Annotated in this window: 13 protein-coding genes; 3 read left to right on the forward strand and 10 right to left on the reverse strand. The window is 70.0% G+C overall.

The window, feature by feature from the left end:
* Positions 1-74 precede the first annotated feature (74 nt).
* The 4 genes from DVR07_RS02615 to DVR07_RS02630 all read right to left on the reverse strand — a co-directional run bounded on the left by DVR07_RS02615 (position 75) and on the right by DVR07_RS02630 (position 4707).
* A complete protein-coding gene (locus tag DVR07_RS02615; RefSeq protein WP_240318841.1) occupies positions 75-611 on the reverse strand; it encodes an NUDIX hydrolase in 537 nt (178 codons plus the stop codon).
* Positions 612-648: 37 nt separating this feature from the next.
* A complete protein-coding gene (locus DVR07_RS02620) occupies positions 649-1482 on the reverse strand; it encodes an ABC transporter permease (protein ID WP_115795226.1) in 834 nt (277 codons plus the stop codon).
* A complete protein-coding gene (locus DVR07_RS02625) occupies positions 1479-2438 on the reverse strand; it encodes an ABC transporter ATP-binding protein (RefSeq protein ID WP_115795227.1) in 960 nt (319 codons plus the stop codon). The genes DVR07_RS02620 and DVR07_RS02625 overlap by 4 nt, the downstream gene beginning before the upstream one ends.
* Positions 2439-2847: 409 nt before the next feature.
* Positions 2848-4707, reverse strand: a complete 1860-nt coding sequence (locus DVR07_RS02630) for a S9 family peptidase (protein ID WP_115795228.1) — start codon at positions 4705-4707, stop codon at positions 2848-2850.
* 445 nt (positions 4708-5152) lie between these two features.
* Here DVR07_RS02630 and DVR07_RS02635 point away from each other — a divergent pair, with 445 nt between their 5' ends.
* Complete coding sequence (locus tag DVR07_RS02635; protein WP_115795229.1) at positions 5153-5716, forward strand: DUF7344 domain-containing protein; 564 nt, start codon at positions 5153-5155, stop codon at positions 5714-5716.
* A gap of 246 nt (positions 5717-5962) precedes the next feature.
* Complete coding sequence (locus DVR07_RS02640) at positions 5963-7099, forward strand: glycosyltransferase family 4 protein (RefSeq protein WP_115795230.1); 1137 nt, start codon at positions 5963-5965, stop codon at positions 7097-7099.
* A gap of 94 nt (positions 7100-7193) precedes the next feature.
* On the opposite strand, the gene DVR07_RS21295 is transcribed toward DVR07_RS02640, so the two are convergent.
* From DVR07_RS21295 to purH, 6 genes are all read right to left on the reverse strand, one after another.
* On the reverse strand, positions 7194-7634 hold the full coding sequence (locus tag DVR07_RS21295) for a hypothetical protein (protein WP_162829406.1): 441 nt from the start codon (positions 7632-7634) through the stop codon (positions 7194-7196).
* Positions 7635-7781: 147 nt separating this feature from the next.
* Complete coding sequence (gene folP, locus DVR07_RS02650; RefSeq protein WP_115795232.1) at positions 7782-10250, reverse strand: dihydropteroate synthase; 2469 nt, start codon at positions 10248-10250, stop codon at positions 7782-7784.
* 122 nt (positions 10251-10372) lie between these two features.
* Positions 10373-11017, reverse strand: a complete 645-nt coding sequence (locus DVR07_RS02655; RefSeq protein ID WP_115796282.1) for a helix-turn-helix domain-containing protein — start codon at positions 11015-11017, stop codon at positions 10373-10375.
* Positions 11018-11107: 90 nt separating this feature from the next.
* Complete coding sequence (locus DVR07_RS02660; RefSeq protein ID WP_115795233.1) at positions 11108-11998, reverse strand: alpha/beta fold hydrolase; 891 nt, start codon at positions 11996-11998, stop codon at positions 11108-11110.
* 172 nt (positions 11999-12170) lie between these two features.
* Positions 12171-12725: an SHOCT domain-containing protein gene (locus DVR07_RS02665; RefSeq protein ID WP_115795234.1), complete on the reverse strand. Its 555-nt coding sequence runs from the start codon at positions 12723-12725 to the stop codon at positions 12171-12173.
* Between the two features lie 115 nt (positions 12726-12840).
* Entirely contained in the window at positions 12841-14466 is a 1626-nt protein-coding gene (gene purH, locus DVR07_RS02670) for a bifunctional phosphoribosylaminoimidazolecarboxamide formyltransferase/IMP cyclohydrolase (RefSeq protein WP_115795235.1), read from the reverse strand.
* Positions 14467-14633: 167 nt separating this feature from the next.
* Between purH and purB the strand changes: the two genes are divergently transcribed.
* Positions 14634-16022, forward strand: a complete 1389-nt coding sequence (gene purB / locus DVR07_RS02675) for an adenylosuccinate lyase (RefSeq protein ID WP_115795236.1) — start codon at positions 14634-14636, stop codon at positions 16020-16022.
* Positions 16023-16039 lie beyond the last annotated feature (17 nt).

Consider the following 16039-nt stretch of genomic DNA (forward strand, 5'->3'; position numbering starts at 1 on the left):
GCGGGCGAGCGACTTGTGTCTGTTCGCCGCGTCCGAAGCCGCCGGTACCGCGTCGGGCGATCCCGAGCGTCCGGTCACTCCGCCGCGGGAACCGGAAACTCGGACAGTTCCGGGTACAGCAGCTCGTCGGGTCGCTCGCGCCACCACCGTGCCTCGGCGATCTCGCCCTCTCGCGGGCGCGGTTCACCTGCGACGCGATGGGCGTCGAAGATGACGATGAGCCGATAGACCGGCGGTCGCTCGCCCGCGACGTCCCGGACCTCGATGCGGTGGGCCTGCCGGACGCCGGCGAGTTCGACGTCGACGCCGGTCTCCTCGGAGGCCTCGCGCCGGGCGGTCGCTTCGAGGCGCTCGCCCGGTTCCTGCTTGCCGCCCGGGTCGCTCCACGCCGATTCGCCCTCGTGGCGGACCAGCAGGACGCGCCCCTCCGGATCGGTCGCCCAGACGCCGGCCCCGCCGAGGGTGCCGGCCTCGAACCGCTCGCGGTCTCGTTCGTATGCCGCCGGCGAATGCTCGCGAGTCTTCTCGACCAACTCGACGGACTCGTACGCGCTCCGGAGGCGGTCGAGCGCGGAGTCGACCCGGCGGCGCGAGCGCTCGGTAACGGTCACAATCGGCCTTCGGAGCGGGGCGAGAAGGTATTTTCGCTTACCCGAGGTCGGCCCGCTCGAACCGCCAGTAGCCCACCAGCAGCGGGACGACGACCCACGCCGCCAGGACGACCAGCATGAACTCGGGCTCGAGGTAGAACGGCGTCGAAGGGTCGGCCGGCGGGAGGTCGCGGTAGCCCGCGGGGTACGCCAGCCGGAGCGACTGGAGGTAGGCGGTCGCCGGGCTCAGGCTCTGGACGAACAGCTCAGTGTTCTCCGCGAGCGAGATACCGAGGGTGTCCTCGAAGACGAACCGGAGCGCCCCCACGACCGAGAACGCCGATCCCTGTATCCAGAGCACGTTGAACGCGAAGAAGTAGCCGATGGCGCCGGCCATGGCCCGCGAGCGCGAGGCGGTCAGCGCCGAGATGCCGACCGCGACCGAGACGTACGCCAGCGCGAAGAACAGCGTCAGCCCGGTCACGCGGGCGAACGTGGCGAAGTCGACCTCGGGGTACCAGACCACCGACAGCGCGGCGGCGACCCCGAACGCCAGGAGGATGGCGCCGCTGACGAGGCCGGCCCGCGAGACGTACTTGCCGAAGACGACGTCCGCGCGGCCGTTCGGGATCGAGAGCAGGTACTTGATGCTGCCCGACTCGCGCTCGCCCGCGATGGAGAGGTAGGCCGCGACGAGCGCGACCAGCGGGATGAACAGCACCGCGAGCCCGGACATGTTCCAGAGCTGGAGCAGCACCTCCGGGTTCTCGCCCGTGCTGCCGGTGTAGAAGAACAGCACGGCGAACAGGGTGTAGATGCCGCCGACGAACCACAGCAGCTTCGCCCGGCGGACGTCCGTGAAGTCCTTCCGGACCACGGCGGCGAAGCTCATGCGGTCACCTCCGCGGACCGCTCGGCGTCGGCGTCGCGCTGGTCGTCCTCGGCGGCGGTGTAGCGGTTGAACAGCTCTTCCAGGGACGCCTCCTCGGAGCTGACGTCGAGCACGGGGGTGACGTCGTCGATTCGCTTGAGGACGTCTATCTTCGCGGCGGGGTCCGAGCAGACCGCGGTGATCTCGCACTCGCCGAGCGACGCGGTGTCGACGCCCGCCAGCGACTCCAGCTCCCCGGCCAGCCCGTCGGGCACGCGGTCGACGGTCGCGGTGATTCGCCCCCGGCCCCCGGCCGCCTCCCGGAGCCCCTCGATGGTGTCCTCGGCGACCAGGCGGCCGTCGCTCATGATACCCACGCGGTCGCAGACCGCCTCGACCTGCGGCAGGATGTGGCTCGAGAAGAACACGGTCGTGCCGCGCTCGGCCTCCTGGCGGAGCAGGTCGCGCATCGCCTGGATGCCGTTGGGGTCGAGCCCCGAGGACGGTTCGTCGAACACGAGCAGGTCGGGGTCGCCGACCAGCGCCATCCCGAGCGCGAGACGCTGGCTCATCCCCTTCGAGTAGCCGCCGGCCTTGCGCTCGCGGGCCTCGGAATCGAGCCCCACGCGGTCGAGGACGGCGTCGGGGTCGACGTCCGCGCCCTTGGTCTCGGCGACCCAGGCGACGTGCTCGCGGCCGGTCAGCCTGTCGTAGAGCGCCGCGCCCTCCGGAAGGACGCCGACCCGCCGCCGGATGGCCCGGGTCTCGGTCTGGGCGTCGTGACCCAGCACCTCGGCCGACCCCGCGGTCGGCCGGATGAAGTCCAACAGCATGTTGATGGTGGTCGATTTCCCCGCCCCGTTCGGCCCCAGGAAGCCGAATATCTCCCCGGTGTCGACGGTGAGGTCGAGCGAGTCGACGGCGACCACGTCGTCGCCGAACCGCTTCGTCAGGTCGTGCGTGTCGATTGCTGGCATGAATTATCGTTCGTGTCTGCGTTCGCCTGCGGACTGCGCGCTGTTCGAGAAGTCGGTGCGCCGCGTCGGCGGACCGGAGACGGCGACGTCCCGTCCGCGCTCACGGGTAGACGATGGGTCGCTGGAGGGATAAATGCCCTCGCGCGTTTGCCGACTCTGCGAACGCGCTCGGAATTGATGTGCGGGGGCAGCTCGGCCACAGACGTTAAGAACGCCCTGTGGCGACGAAGTCGCCCCTTACTTCCGCAGCACGGCCCGAACCGGCCGGACCCGGACGGTTCGCGTTATCCGTGTTCGCGATACGGAGGTACGGAAAGCTGGCGTTAAGCCGCGATTGAGTCGCTTTTGCGGTCGATTCCGGGGAATACTGCCTGAGATATCAGGCCGTCCGGTTCCCGGCGGTCGGAACTCAGACGTGCTCGTCGAGGAAGTCGGCGACCGTGGTGTAGGCCTCGATGCGGTTCTCCAGCTTCGAGAAGCCGTGGCCCTCGTCCTCGAAGACGAGCTTCTCGACCGGGACGCCCTGCTCGGCGACCACGTCGGCGATGCGCTCGGCCTCGCCGACCGGGACCCGGGGGTCGTTCGCGCCGTGGAGCACCAGCAGGGGCGCCTCGATGTGCTCGGCGTTGGTCGTCGGGCTGATGGACTCGAGGAACTCGCGGTCCTCCTCCAGCGAGCCGTACTCGGCCTCGCGGTGCTCGCGGCGCCAGTCGCCGGTGTTCTCGAGGAACGTGACGAAGTTGGCGATGCCGACGATGTCGACCCCCGCGGCCCAGAGGTCGGGGTACTCGGTCAGCGCCGCCAGCACCATGAACCCGCCGTACGACCCGCCCATCGCGACGACGCGGTCGGGGTCGACCTCGGGCCGGTCGCGGAGCCACTCGACCGCGGCCTCGATGTCCTTGACCGAGTCCATCCGCTTCCTGACGTCGTCGAGGTGGGTGTACGCCTTCCCGTAGCCCGACGACCCGCGGACGTTCGGCTCGAAGTAGGCGTACCCCCGATTGAGGAAGTACTGCTTGACCGGGTGGAACGAGGGCCGGCGCTGGGACTCGGGGCCGCCGTGGATGTCGACGATGACCGGCGCGCCGTCATCGCTTCCGCGGGTCGCTTCGTGGGGCACGGAGAAGAACGCCGGAATCTCCCGGCCACCGCGAGACTCCGTCTCGCGAGCGGACGAGCGAGTCTCGTCCACGTCGAACGTCTCGTAGCGGATCAGCTCCGGCTCGACGAACGACGACCGCGGGAGGCCGGCGGTCGCGGCGTCGGTCCACCGCTCGGTCTCGCCCGACTCGACGTCGACGACGAAGACGTTGGTGTTGTCGGTGCTCCGGGTGACCGTGAGCGCGAACCGCTCGGCCTCGTCGTCGAACGCCGGGCCGCCGGTGACGCCCTTCGGGAGGTCGGGCGCCGGGAGCTCCCGGTACTCCGTCTCGCCGGTGAGTTCGCCCACCGTCAGCTCGGTGTAGCCGTCGACGTTCCGGCCGAAGACGAACCGGCCGGTGTCCTCGTCGACCCCGACGCTCTCGACGTTCCAGTCTCCCCCGTCGTCGACGGTCTCGATCTCGCGGGTCTCGACGTCGAGTCGGGCGAAGTAGGTGGTGTCGGCTCCTTCGTCGGTGGCGAGGTAGAGGGCGTCGCCGTCGGGGCTCCAGTTGATCGAACCGAACCGGACGTCGCCCTCGTGGGGCGTCACGTGGTCGAGGTCGCCGGTCTCGACGTCGAGCACGTAGACGTCCTGGTCGAAGCTGGAGTGGGACTTCACGATCGCCAGCGACTCGTCGTCGGGGCTCCACCCCACCGGCGAGAGCAGGCCGTCGCCCTCGTACACCATCTCGGCGTCGTCGCCCCGCTCGTCGCGGCCCTGGACGTACACGTCGAACACCGACTCCTCCCGCCGGTTCGACGCGAACGCGAACTTCGAGCCGTCGGAGTTCCACCCGCCCCAGTAGTGGATGGCGTCGGGCATGTCGGTCAGCGGCGTGACGGTCTCACCGTCACCATCGAGCCGGAACAGCTGGGTCCGCTCGTCGCCGCCCCGGTCCATCCCGAATATCAGTTCGTCGCGCTCGGGCGACCACGAGGCGAAGCTGACCGCCTCCTCCTCGAAGGTGAGCTGCCGGGGCCACTCGCCGGGCTCGTCGAGCCGCCACACCTGGGAGACGCCGGTCGTGTCCATCAGAAAGGAGAGCCGCTCGCCGTCCGGACCGAACGACGGCGCGCTCGCCGACCGGACGTTGAGGTAGCGCTCGAAGTCGTACGTTGGCATGCCTCCCCGTTGCGAGCCGACGGACAAATCGCTTTGGACTCCGGCGGTCCGCAACCGCCCGCTCGCCCGCACTTCCGGCCGGCAACAGGGGCGGCGACTCCGAGGCGACCGCCCCTCGGGTGACGGCCGCGACGTGCGCCACGTCAGGTCGTCAACTCCGTCGACGCGCCCGACCGGCGTGCAGACGCGAGCGAACCGCTTCTGTCGTCTCGCACCGGGCGAAACCGGGAATGGAATCGGGGTAACGGGCGGTTCTGCCCCCGCGAGGTCGTGGGACGCGATACCGCCGATGCAGGCGCGTGTGGGTCGCTCACTCGGTCGGAACGGTGCGTTTCTTTTCTTCCCGGTCCGGCAACATTTGGTTGAGCGCGTGAACGGTTCAGCTCGCCGTGTGAACGTTCAAATCGGTTTATGAGTGTTTCTATCCTCGGCACTCCCAACTAGGATGGCTACTGAAACGACACGCACCTCGCGAGAGGAGGTCTTCGACGCCGTGAAGAACCTCCGCCGTCGTTACGTCCTCTACTACCTCCAGCGATACGGCGGGCCGGTCGAGCTCGGTGAGCTCGCCGAGCAGATCGCCGCGTGGGAGAACGACGCGACGGTGTCGGAGGTCTCTCCCGGCCAGCGGAAGTCGGTGTACAGCGCGCTCCACCAGACCCACCTCCCGAAGCTGGAGGCGGCAGGGGTCCTCCGGTACGACCCCGACCAGAGCCTGGTCAGGTCGACCGAGGAGGCCGGGAAGCTCGACCTGCAACTGGCCAGCGACCCCCAGACGTCGGTCCAGTGGCACCAGCTCTACCTCGGACTCGCGGTGGTGAGCCTGCTGGTCCTGGCGTCGGTCTGGGCCGAGGTCTACCCCATCGCGCTGCTCTCGGGGGTCGAGTACGCCCTGCTGATCATCTCGGTGTTCGGCGTGACCTCGCTGCTGCACACATACGACCTGCGGCGCTGGCGGCGCCGGGCGAACGACGCCGCGCCGGACTTCATCCTCGAAGTGAACGACTGACCGCTCCCGGTCGCCGCTCGACTGCCGCCCGCTCCGCCGTCCCGCGCTCCGATTCTCGGTTCCTCCTCGCCTGCGTCCCGCCGGTCCTGGTCCCGACTCGACCGTGCTCCGTTCTCGCCCACGGCCTCTGTGCGACGTCACCTCCGCGGTTTACGTCCGGTTCGTCGCCGGTCGAGTGCCGAGCCGCGCGGCCGACGGGAGACCAGAAGGGTTGGGTTTTTAGTGGGCCGCTTCGTGGCGCTTCGTATGCGCGTCGCGTTCGTCTCGGAGACGGTGGCCCAACACCGCGAGACGGGGGCAACGCGACGAATCCGGCGCACCGCCGAGGGGCTCGCTGACCGGGGACACGACGCGGTCGTCTGCTGCGCGCAGTGGTGGGACGGCGACCACGACACGTTCGAGCAGGACGGCGTGACCTACCGGGCAGTCACCGACGAGCCGCCCGGCGCGGGTCGGTTCGCCGTCTCGCTCCCGGCCGCGCTCCGGGCGGTCGACCCGGACGTCATCCAGGCCACCGCCGAAGACCCGACCCACGTCCTCGCAGCGAAAGCCGCCAGCCTCTTCCTCCGCGCGCCGCTCGTCGTCGACTGGTACGAGTCGCCCGGCGCGGGCGACGCCGACGACCCGCGGTGGCGCCTCGCCGCCGGCCTCCCCGACCTGGTGTTGACGCCCTCGGAGACTGTCCGGACCCGCGTCCGGGAACTGGGCGCCGAGGGCGACGCGGTCCGGGTCGTCCCCAACGGTATCGACATGGACGCCGTCCGGGCGGCCCGCCCCCGCGAGGTCGCCGACATCGTCTACTCCCGGCGGCTCGACGCCGACGCAAACCTCGAGAGCCTGCTGCTCGCACTGGCCGAACTCCGGGACCGCGACTGGTCGGCGGTGGTCATCGGCGACGGCCCGGAGCGCGACGTCTACGAGCGCCAGGTCCGGGACCTCCGCATCGAGGAACGGGTCTCGTTCGCGGGCGACCAGCCGCTGGAGAACCGGCTCGCGGCGTTCAAGGGGGCACACGTCTACGCCCAAACCGCCCGCCGGGAGGCGTTCCCGACCGACCTGCTCCGGGCGCTGGCCTGCGGCTGCGCCGGCGTCGTCGAGTACCACGTCGAGTCGAGCGCTCACGAACTGGTCGAGCAGGAGGACCGGGCGTTCCGGACCACCAGCGAGCAGGAGCTCACCGACGCGCTGATCACGGCGAGCGAGATGGAGTCGATGGAACTCAACGAGAACTTCGCCGAGTACGACGAGGCCGCGGTGCTGGACAAGTACCTCGCGGCCTACGACGAGGCCGGCGAGCGGATGAGCTGGCTCGAACCCGCGGCCGTGGCGGGCGCCGCCGTGCTGGTCGTGGCGCTGGTCGGACTGCTTGTCGTGCTGCTCTAACAGTAGTCGGTGGCGCGGTTCATTTATCCGGTTTGTAGCCCGTGCCTAGTTCGGTGATTCTGCCCAATGCGTGGTGCGAGTGTAACAGGTGTCGTTAGCGGTTCTCCGATTCGCACCCTCCGAGTAAGACGAGCAGCGGTGTTTCTGGCCAGTCACCGGCGACAACAGCGGCGCTGTAGCATTCGCCTTCGGAACCTCTGGCAGCGTCAATCGTGGCGTCTCTCCACTCGCTCCCGGGTATCTTGGCCCGAACAGTCCACCGCCGCGCATCCGGATTCTCTTGCCACTCGTTGACGGTGTACTGTGGCCGTTCTCGTTCCGACCCCGGGGCGAGTTGATACGATTCCCGATGCACGAGAGTGCCGTCGCGGAGGACTTCGAGCGAGACCTCGCGCGTCTCTCCAACACCGTTCGCCAGCGTGACCGCTCCGAGCGTATCGGCTCGCATCCCGAGTTCGGCTTCGAGAGTCGCACATCCTGTTACCGACGTGAGGGCTGTCGTACCGAGGGCCGCGAGGACCTGACGGCGATTCATGGCCGTCACTAGGCCGAAAGTCCGTAAGTGCTTTTTGCAGAAAATATACACGTACGGTCTGAACATCGCGACAGTTACACGGACAAATAGAGAAATCGTGCTACCAACTACTGCGAATCCCGAAAACACACCAGTCGCCTCCGCCGCCTACTCCCCGAACCGCTCGGGGTGGTCGGCCGCCTCCACGGCCCGGACCGCCGCCACGTTCTCCTCGACGTCGTGAACCCGGACGACGTCGGCGCCGCGCTCGGCCGCGAGCGCCGTGCCGGCCACCGTGGCCGCGGTCCTGTCCTCGCCCGCGTCGATCAGGTCGAACATCGACTTGTGGGAGTGACCGACGAGCACCGGACACTCCAGCGCGTGGAACTCGTCGGTCCGGGCCAGCAGCTCGAAGTTCTCCGCGGCCGACTTGCCGAAGCCGAGGCCGGGGTCGACGATCACCTGCTCGCGGTCGAGGCCGGCCTTCTCCGCGAGGAGCACCTGCTCCTCGAGTTCGTCGATGACGTCCTCGACCACGTCGTCGTAGCGGACGTCCCTGTCGGGGACCACGGGCGCGTCGATGCTGTGCATCACCACGAGCGGCGCGTCGTGCTCGGCCGCGACGAAGCGCATCTCGGGGTCCTCCAGCCCGGAGACGTCGTTGAGGATGTCGGCGCCGGCTTCGAGGGCGGCCCGGCCGACCGCCGCCTTGCGGGTGTCGATGGAGACCATGGCGTCGAGGTCGGCGATGCGCTCGACGACCGGGACCACGCGGTCGATCTCCTCGTCGACCGGTATCTCGTCGGCGCCGGGCCGGGTGCTCTCGCCGCCCACGTCGACGATATCGACGCCGGCCGCGACCATCTCCTCGGCCCGGGCGACCGCGTCCTCGACCGCCTCGTACCGGCCGCCGTCGTGGAACGAGTCGGGCGTGACGTTCAGGATGCCCATCACGGCGGTGCCGTCCTCCCAGGGGTAGCCCCGGCGCTCCGGTTCGGTCCGGATGTCCAGCGCCTCCCTGAGCTCGTCGGCGAACACCGACAGGCCGTAGGGCTGGTCGTCGAGCTTGGCCGCGAGCCGCTTGAACTGCGCGAGGGTGCCCATCAGCACCACGTCGACGTTCTCCTCGTCCTGCTCGTTGACCCCCGAGAGCGCGCACTCCCCGCCCAGGCTCAGCATCTCCTCCTTGAGGTAGCGGGCCTGCCGGACCTGGACCCGTGTCTTGAGCACCCGGTGGACCGCCTTGCCCCGCATCCGCCAGACGCCGGGGTCGGTCACGTCCGCCCCCTCCAGCGCCTCGCGGGCGTCGTCGATGTCCCGGACCCGCTTGGGGATCTCGGCGCGGGTCCACCGCGACCGGGCCTCCGCGACCGCGAACAGCGACCCCGCGACCAGCACGAGGTCGTCCTCGCCGGCGGCGTCGAGCGCGTTCTCCAGCGCGCCCTCAACCGAGCTGCGGGTCAGCACCTCGGCGGCGCCGGCCTCCTCGAACGCCCGGGCCACGACCGCCTCGTCCTCGGCCCGGTCGAGGTTGGGCCGGCAGGCGACCACCCGGTCGGGGGTCGGCAGCGCCGCGGCCATCCCGCGGAGGTCCTTGTCGTGCATCGCGCCGAAGACCAGGTGGAACTCCTCGGTCGCGTCGTCGAACTCCGCGAGCGTGTCGGCCAGCGCCTCGCACGCGCCGGGGTTGTGCGCCCCGTCGAGCACGACCACGGGGTCCCGGCCCATCACCTCGAACCGGCCGGGCCAGTCGGCCTTCCGGAGGCCGCGGGCCAGGTCGTCTTCGTCCACGCTCGCGCCCGGCAGGTCGCCGTGCGCGACGACCTGCCGGGCCAGCGCGACCGCCACGCCGGCGTTCCGGGCCTGGTACTCGCCGAGCAGCGGGATCTCCGTCTCGACGGTCCAGTCGGGGCCGGCCAGCGAGACCGCGGCCTCGGTGTGGTTGGTCAGGCCGCCGTACTCGACTCGAACGTCCGCGTCGTGGTCCTCCCCCACTCGCACGACGTCGCCGGCGTGAGCCCGGACCATCTCGAACGCCTCGCCGGTCGTCGCGGTGACGAGCGGCGCGTCGGCGGGCGCGACGTGGGCCTTGTCGTGGGCGATCTCCTCGATGGTCTCGCCGATGATGCCGGTGTGCTCGAGCGTGACGCTGGTGACCGCGCTCGCCACCGGGTCGACCACGCTGGTGGCGTCGTACTTCCCGCCGATGCCGACCTCCAGCACGGCCACGTCGACGTCCTCGCGGCCGAAGTGCCAGAGCGCCAGCCCGGTCATCACCTCGAAGAAGGTCGGCGCCTCGCCGTCGGCGGCCCGGTCGGTGACGTACTCCTCGACCGACGCGACGTACTCGGCGACCGCCGCCTTCGGGATCTTCCGGCCGTCGACCCTGACGCGCTCGCGCACGTCGTCGAAGTGCGGGGAGGTGTAGAGGCCGACGTCGAGGCCCGCCTCCCGGAGCGCGCGCTCGGTCATCCGGGCGGTCGACCCCTTCCCGTTCGACCCGGCGACCTGCACGTACGCGACCCCCTCGTGGGGGTCGCCGAGGTGGGCGAGCAGCGACGCGGTCGACTCCGTGCCCGGCTTCGGACGGAACCGACGCAGGTCGAACAGGAAGTTCGCCGCCTCGTGGTAGTCCATGTCTGCGTGAACTAACGCGGCGCGCTTTAGAGTGTCGGAGTCCGACACCGACGACCCGAGACCTCCGCGCGAGCGCTCGCGGCCCCGGTCGTCACCTCGCGAACCTCGTCACCTCGCGGACGTCACCGCGTCTCGACGTAGTTTTGAATCACCGCGGCCTCGGCCTTCCGCACCAGTTCCCCTGCCGTGCTGGTCGAGCAGTCGAGCGCGGCCGCGACGTCTGCGACCGTTCCGTCGCGGGGCACCTCGTAGTAGCCGACGGAGACCGCCGCGTCCAGCGCCGCCCGCTGGCGGTCGGTGAGCCGCGACGGCGAGCGCTCGCGCTCGAAGTCGTGGACCCGTTCGACGGTGAGCTCGCCGAGCTCGGAAATTTCCTCGTGGAACGCGCTCAGCGCTGGCGTCTCGCCGACCGCCTCGAACCGTATCTCGCCCGTGTCGAGGAAGACGACCGGGGGCAGGAAGATGACCCGCGAGTCCGCGATGACGTCCAGCAGCGCCGCCGGGAACTCGTAGTCGTCCTGCCGCAGGAACGCGTACGTTCCGTCGGCGTCCGCCACGAAGTCGCTCGAGCGGAGCGAGTCGATGGCCCCCACGACCGCCTCGGTCGCCTCCGGGTCGCCATCGCACCAGACCAGCGTCGTCGCGTCCTCGGTCGGGCTCCACGTCAGCAACTCGGCTCGCGTGACCGACTGCCCGTCGATGACCTGGCGGTGCAGCGGGTGCACGAGTCGCTCCGGGTAGCGGGCCGAGAACTGGACGCGTTTCATGCCGCCGTTCGACTGGGTTCGTCCGATCGGCATATCAATCAGTGTGGTCCTCCCCGAAGCCCCGGCTCCAACTGGTCACCGGTGCTCGCGTCAGCCGTGGCTCGCCAGCACGTCACGCCGGCTCCGAAGCAGCGCCCCGACGTGGTCGGCGCCGTCGAGCACGCGCAGGCGAGCGGTCGGTATCTCGGCTTCGAGGCGTCGCACGTCGGCGAGGGGCACGTTCGCGTCGTTCTCGCCGTGCCAGAGGCGCACCGGCGCGTCGATCCCGTCGAAGTCGATTCCCCAGTCGGTCGTCGCGTTCCGGAACTCCGTGACCGCGCCCCGGCGGTGCCGGGCGAACGCCTCGACGAAGTCCTCGCGGACGATCTCCGCGGCCTCGTCGGGTACGGACTCGGCACCGTCCTCCGCCGTGTACTGCGCGACGACGAACGACGGGTCGAGCCGGTCCGCGAGCCAGGCCTGTCCCCGGAAGAGCCCCCGGAGGAGCGACGGCGTCGTCGTCGCCAGTCCCGCCAGGAGCCGCTGAATCCCGGGCGTCTCCTCGCTGACGGCCGGCGGCGTCGCTCCGGCGGCGATATCGACCCGCTCGATTCGGTCGGCCAGCGTCGCCGCCGCGGCGAGCGCGTACGGAGCCCCGCCGGAGAACGCGACGAGTCCGGCGGTCCGCGCGCCGGCGTCGTCGAGAACGGCCTCGACGAACCGGTCGGCGTCGCCCACCGAGCGGTCGGGCCACGGCGCAGAGCGGCCGAATCCCGGTCGGTCGGGGGCGAGCAGTCGAACCCCGCGGTCCCGTGCCGCCGACTCGAAGAGCTCGCCCAGTCGCCGCGAGCCGGGCGTCCCGTGGAGGAACACGACGGGAACGCCGTCCGGGTCCCCGTACTCGGCGTACGCGAGCTGCCGCTCGTCGTCCACGGAGACGGTCGCGAGCCGACTGCTGTCCCGTTCCGGGCTCCTTCGCGACGAGGAGGTCCCTGCTGTCATTAGTACGAGGTAGTCGCCCGGCCGAGGAGAGGATGGCGCCGGACCAGTCCGGTAGTTTATACGGCCGGTGCAGTCGACCGCGAGCCCTCGGCGGCCGGCCGGGAGTTCTACAGTCCTCTCGCTCGCTTCGCGAGTTCGCAGTTCCCGTCCCGGGACGGGAAAATCGGCTCCCCTACCGCTCGAGCTCGCGGTCGAGGCGCCCGCGGTCGGTGCGACTCGGGCCCCCGCGGACCCGGCGGTCGTCGGCGTCTCCCCCGGCCATCAGGTCCTGGAGCCGGCGCTCGTACTCGAGTTCGGTTATCTCGCCCTCGACGTACTCGCGCTTGAGTTCGTCGATGCGGTCCTCGGTCGTCGGCTCGAAGCGCTCGGCCAGCCCGAACCGCCGGGCCTCCGCCGAGAACCGCTCGACGAGCCGGGCGAGCCTGGCGAGGCGCTCGCTGCGGGGCACCGACGCCCGCCGGACCGCCGACACCGCGAGGCCGAGCGTCAGCACGAACGAGAGTGCCCCCAGCAGCGCGGCCGTGATGGCGTACGGGGCGACGGCGTTCAACAGGACGACTATCAGGGGCGCCGACGCCGGCGCGGCGAACAGCGCCGAGAGGCCCGCCACCACGCCGAACGCGGCGACGCCCACCAGCGCCAGCAGCGAGAACACGAGCCCCCCGACCAGCAGCTTGACCCTGCCGTCGTCTGCGATTCCCATCACGACGTGGTTGGCGTCGCGCACACTTCAATCTCCCTCTCGTGATGGGGTTCTGGCGCTCCCTCCCTCCGTTCAGTCGTGCCGGAAACGCCGGAAGACAAACCGCGTCTTCCGAACTTCCGGCCCTCAATCGCTTCGCTCAGTCGTGCCGGAAGCTCCGACTCCCGGTGAACACCATCGCCATGTCGTGCTCGTCGGCGGCCTCGATGACGTCCTCGTCGTTGACCGAGCCGCCGGGCTGGACGACGGCCTCGATGCCGGCCTCGGCCGCGGCCTCGATGCCGTCCGGGAAGGGGAAGAACGCGTCGGAGGCCATCACCGCGCCGTCGGCCGCCTTGCCCTCGGCGTCCTTCTCGGCCTTCATCTTCGCGATCTCGACCGCGTCGACCCGGGAGACCTGGCCCGCGCCGACGCCGACCGTTTCGGTCCCTTTCGCGAACAGGATGGCGTTGGACTTGACGTGCTTGATGGTCCGCCACGCGAACAGCAGGCTCTCGTACTGGTCGTCGGTGGGTTCCCGCTCCGTGACGACCTCCAGGTCGTCGCGAGTCGGGGCCTGCAGGTCGCGCTCCTGGATCAGGCGACCGCCCACGAGGTCCTTCTCGGTCGTCGTCTCCGTAATCTCCGTGAAGTTCTCTTCGGTACCCACGTCGAGCACGCGGAGGTTGTCCTTCTCGAAGAGCGCGTCGAGCGCGTCGTCGGTGTAGCCCGGCGCGACGACGACCTCCTTGAACGAGTCGACGACCTGCTCGGCGGTGGCCGCGTCGCACTCCCGGTTGAGCGCGACGATGCCGCCGAACGCGCTCTTGGGGTCGGTCGCCAGCGCCCGGTCGTAGGCGTCCGCGAGCGTCTCTGCGGTGGCGCAGCCTGCGGGGTTGGTGTGCTTGATGACCGCCGCGGCGGGCCGGTCGAACTCCTTGACCAGGTTGAGGGCGGCGTCGGCGTCGTTGTAGTTGTTGTACCCCATCCCCTTCGCGCCCTCGTTGAGCTGCGGAGCGTCGACCACGCTGGCCTCCTCGCAGGTGGCGTCGCCGTAGAGCGCGGCGTCCTGGTGGGGGTTCTCGCCGTACCGGAGGTCGGCCGCCAGGTCGGCGGTCTCGACCCGCCGAGCCGGGAACTTACCGTCCTCGTCGCCCTCGACGCGGACCTCGCCGGCGTCGGCGTCGACGTCCAGCTTGCCATCGGCGAACCACTTCACGGCGCGGGGGTAGGCCTTGAACTCGGCCTCGTAGAGCACCCGCTCCTTGAGGTCGCTCTCGTCGTCGCCCTCGTAGACCGGGACCGGCTCCTGGGTGACGACCGGGCCTGCGTCGACTTCCTCCTCCATCACGTCGCCGTCCTCGTCGGTAGCGTCGGTGACGACGTGGACGGTACAGCCCGTGGTCTTCACGCCCGCGTCGAGCACCTGCTGGTGGGCGTCGGTGCCGGGGAACGACGGAAGCAGCGACGGGTGGACGTTGAGCGCGACCGGCATCTCGTCGAGGAACGAGTCCGAGAGGATGCGCATGTAGCCGTCGAGACAGACCAGGTCGACGTCGTAGTCGGCGAGCGCCTCGACCACGCGTTCCTCGTGGTCGCGCCGCGATTCGCCCGCGTCGCGCTCGACGACCTCGGTCGGAACGTCGCGCTTCTCGGCCTTCTCCAGCACCGGCGCGTCGGCGTCGTTGGTCAGGACGACGCCGAGGGTCGCCCCGCCGGGCGACCGGTCGGCCAGGTGCATCAGGTTGCGTCCGCGGTTGCTGGCGAGTCCGGCGATCCGGGTCATGTTCGAACCCGCGCCGCCTCCGCGGAAATGTATTGCGGTTGCGGGCCAGGATATATGCACGAACGAGGATAAATATCGGTCGTGCCTCCGGTTCGGAGGGATTTATATGCACTATCGTGGCGATTTCGACCGACACGCTTTTGCCCGCCGCCCGGGCAGTTTTCGACATGAATCCCCTCTACGCCGTCTCGCCGCTCGACGGTCGGTACGCCGGGCGGACCGAACCCCTGCGGGAGTTCGCCAGCGAGGCCGCGCTGATGCGGGCCCGCGTGCGGGTCGAAGTCGAGTACCTCGTCGCGCTGGCCGACCTCGACGCGACGCCCCTCGAACTCGACGCGTCGGACCGCGACACCTTCCGGAGTCTCTACGAGGAGTTCGACGCCGAGGACGCCGACCTCGTCAAGCGCATCGAGACAGAGGGGTACGGCGACTACCCTGCGACCAACCACGACGTGAAGGCGGTCGAGTACTTCGTCCGCGAGCACCTGCCGGCCGGCGCGGCCGACGCCTCCTCGTGGATCCACTTCGCGCTCACCAGCGAGGACGTCAACAACCTCGCCTACCGGCTACTCGTGAAAGGGGCGGTCGACGAGGTACTCCTGCCAGAAATCCGTGAAGTGCGCGGGGCGCTCGCGGACCTCGCCCGCGAGCACGCCGACGTCCCGATGCTCGCGCGGACCCACGGCCAGCCCGCGACCCCCACGACGTTCGGCAAGGAGATGGCGGTGTTCGCCTCGCGGCTCGGTCGCGCGATCGGTCGCGTGAAGGACGCCCGCGACGGCCTCCAGGGGAAGCTGGCGGGGGCCTCGGGCACCTACGCCGCCCACGTCGCGGCCTACCCCGACGTCGACTGGCAGTCGTTCGCCCGGGAGTTCGTCGAGGGCCTGGGCTTCGAGCAGGCGCCGATGACCACGCAGGTCAACCCCTGCGACGACCTCGCGGAGCTGTTCGACGCCCTCCGGGGCGCGAACAGCGTCCTGCTCGACCTCGACCGCGACGCCTGGCGCTACGTCAGCGACCGCTACCTCGGCCAGGAGGCCGCGGCGGGCGAGACCGGCTCCTCCACGATGCCCCACAAGGTCAACCCCATCGACTTCGAGAACAGCGAGGGCAACCTCTCGAAGGCCAACTCGGACCTCGTGTTCCTGGGCGACTACGTCACCGGTTCGCGGCTCCAGCGCGACCTATCGGACTCGACGGTCAAGCGCAATATCGGCGCCGCGTTCGCCTACTGCCTGCTGGGCTACACCAAGCTCCAGGACGGCCTCTCGAAGGTCGTGCCGAACGAGAAGGTCATGCGCGAGGAGCTCGAATCGACCCCGGAGATCATCGGCGAGGCGGTCCAGACCATCCTCCGGCGCGAGGGCCACGACGACGCCTACGAGCGCGTCAAGGACCTGACGCGGGGCCGGCGCGTGACCCTCGAGGACTTCCGGGAGCTCTTCGCGGACCTCGACGTCGACGAGGCCACCCGCGAGGAACTGCTCGACCTGACGCCCGCCGGGTACACCGGCGCGGCGAGCGAGATGGCGATCGACTTCGACGACCGCGCGTAGTTTTAAGTACGAGACCG

This window comes from Halorussus rarus (assembly GCF_003369835.1).
Taxonomy (GTDB): domain Archaea; phylum Halobacteriota; class Halobacteria; order Halobacteriales; family Haladaptataceae; genus Halorussus; species Halorussus rarus.

Excerpts from the sequence above, each read along its gene's own strand:
- DVR07_RS02620 (WP_115795226.1), bottom strand. The coding sequence starts at position 1,482 with ATGAGCTTCGCCGCCGTGGTCCGGAAGGACTTCACGGACGTCCGCCGG.
- DVR07_RS02625 (WP_115795227.1), bottom strand. The coding sequence starts at position 2,438 with ATGCCAGCAATCGACACGCACGACCTGACGAAGCGGTTCGGCGACGAC.
- DVR07_RS02630 (WP_115795228.1), bottom strand. The coding sequence starts at position 4,707 with ATGCCAACGTACGACTTCGAGCGCTACCTCAACGTCCGGTCGGCGAGC.
- DVR07_RS02635 (WP_115795229.1), top strand. The coding sequence starts at position 5,153 with ATGGCTACTGAAACGACACGCACCTCGCGAGAGGAGGTCTTCGACGCC.
- DVR07_RS02640 (WP_115795230.1), top strand. The coding sequence starts at position 5,963 with ATGCGCGTCGCGTTCGTCTCGGAGACGGTGGCCCAACACCGCGAGACG.
- DVR07_RS21295 (WP_162829406.1), bottom strand. The coding sequence starts at position 7,634 with ATGAATCGCCGTCAGGTCCTCGCGGCCCTCGGTACGACAGCCCTCACG.
- folP (WP_115795232.1), bottom strand. The coding sequence starts at position 10,250 with ATGGACTACCACGAGGCGGCGAACTTCCTGTTCGACCTGCGTCGGTTC.
- DVR07_RS02655 (WP_115796282.1), bottom strand. The coding sequence starts at position 11,017 with ATGAAACGCGTCCAGTTCTCGGCCCGCTACCCGGAGCGACTCGTGCAC.
- DVR07_RS02660 (WP_115795233.1), bottom strand. The coding sequence starts at position 11,998 with ATGACAGCAGGGACCTCCTCGTCGCGAAGGAGCCCGGAACGGGACAGC.
- purH (WP_115795235.1), bottom strand. The coding sequence starts at position 14,466 with ATGACCCGGATCGCCGGACTCGCCAGCAACCGCGGACGCAACCTGATG.
- purB (WP_115795236.1), top strand. The coding sequence starts at position 14,634 with ATGAATCCCCTCTACGCCGTCTCGCCGCTCGACGGTCGGTACGCCGGG.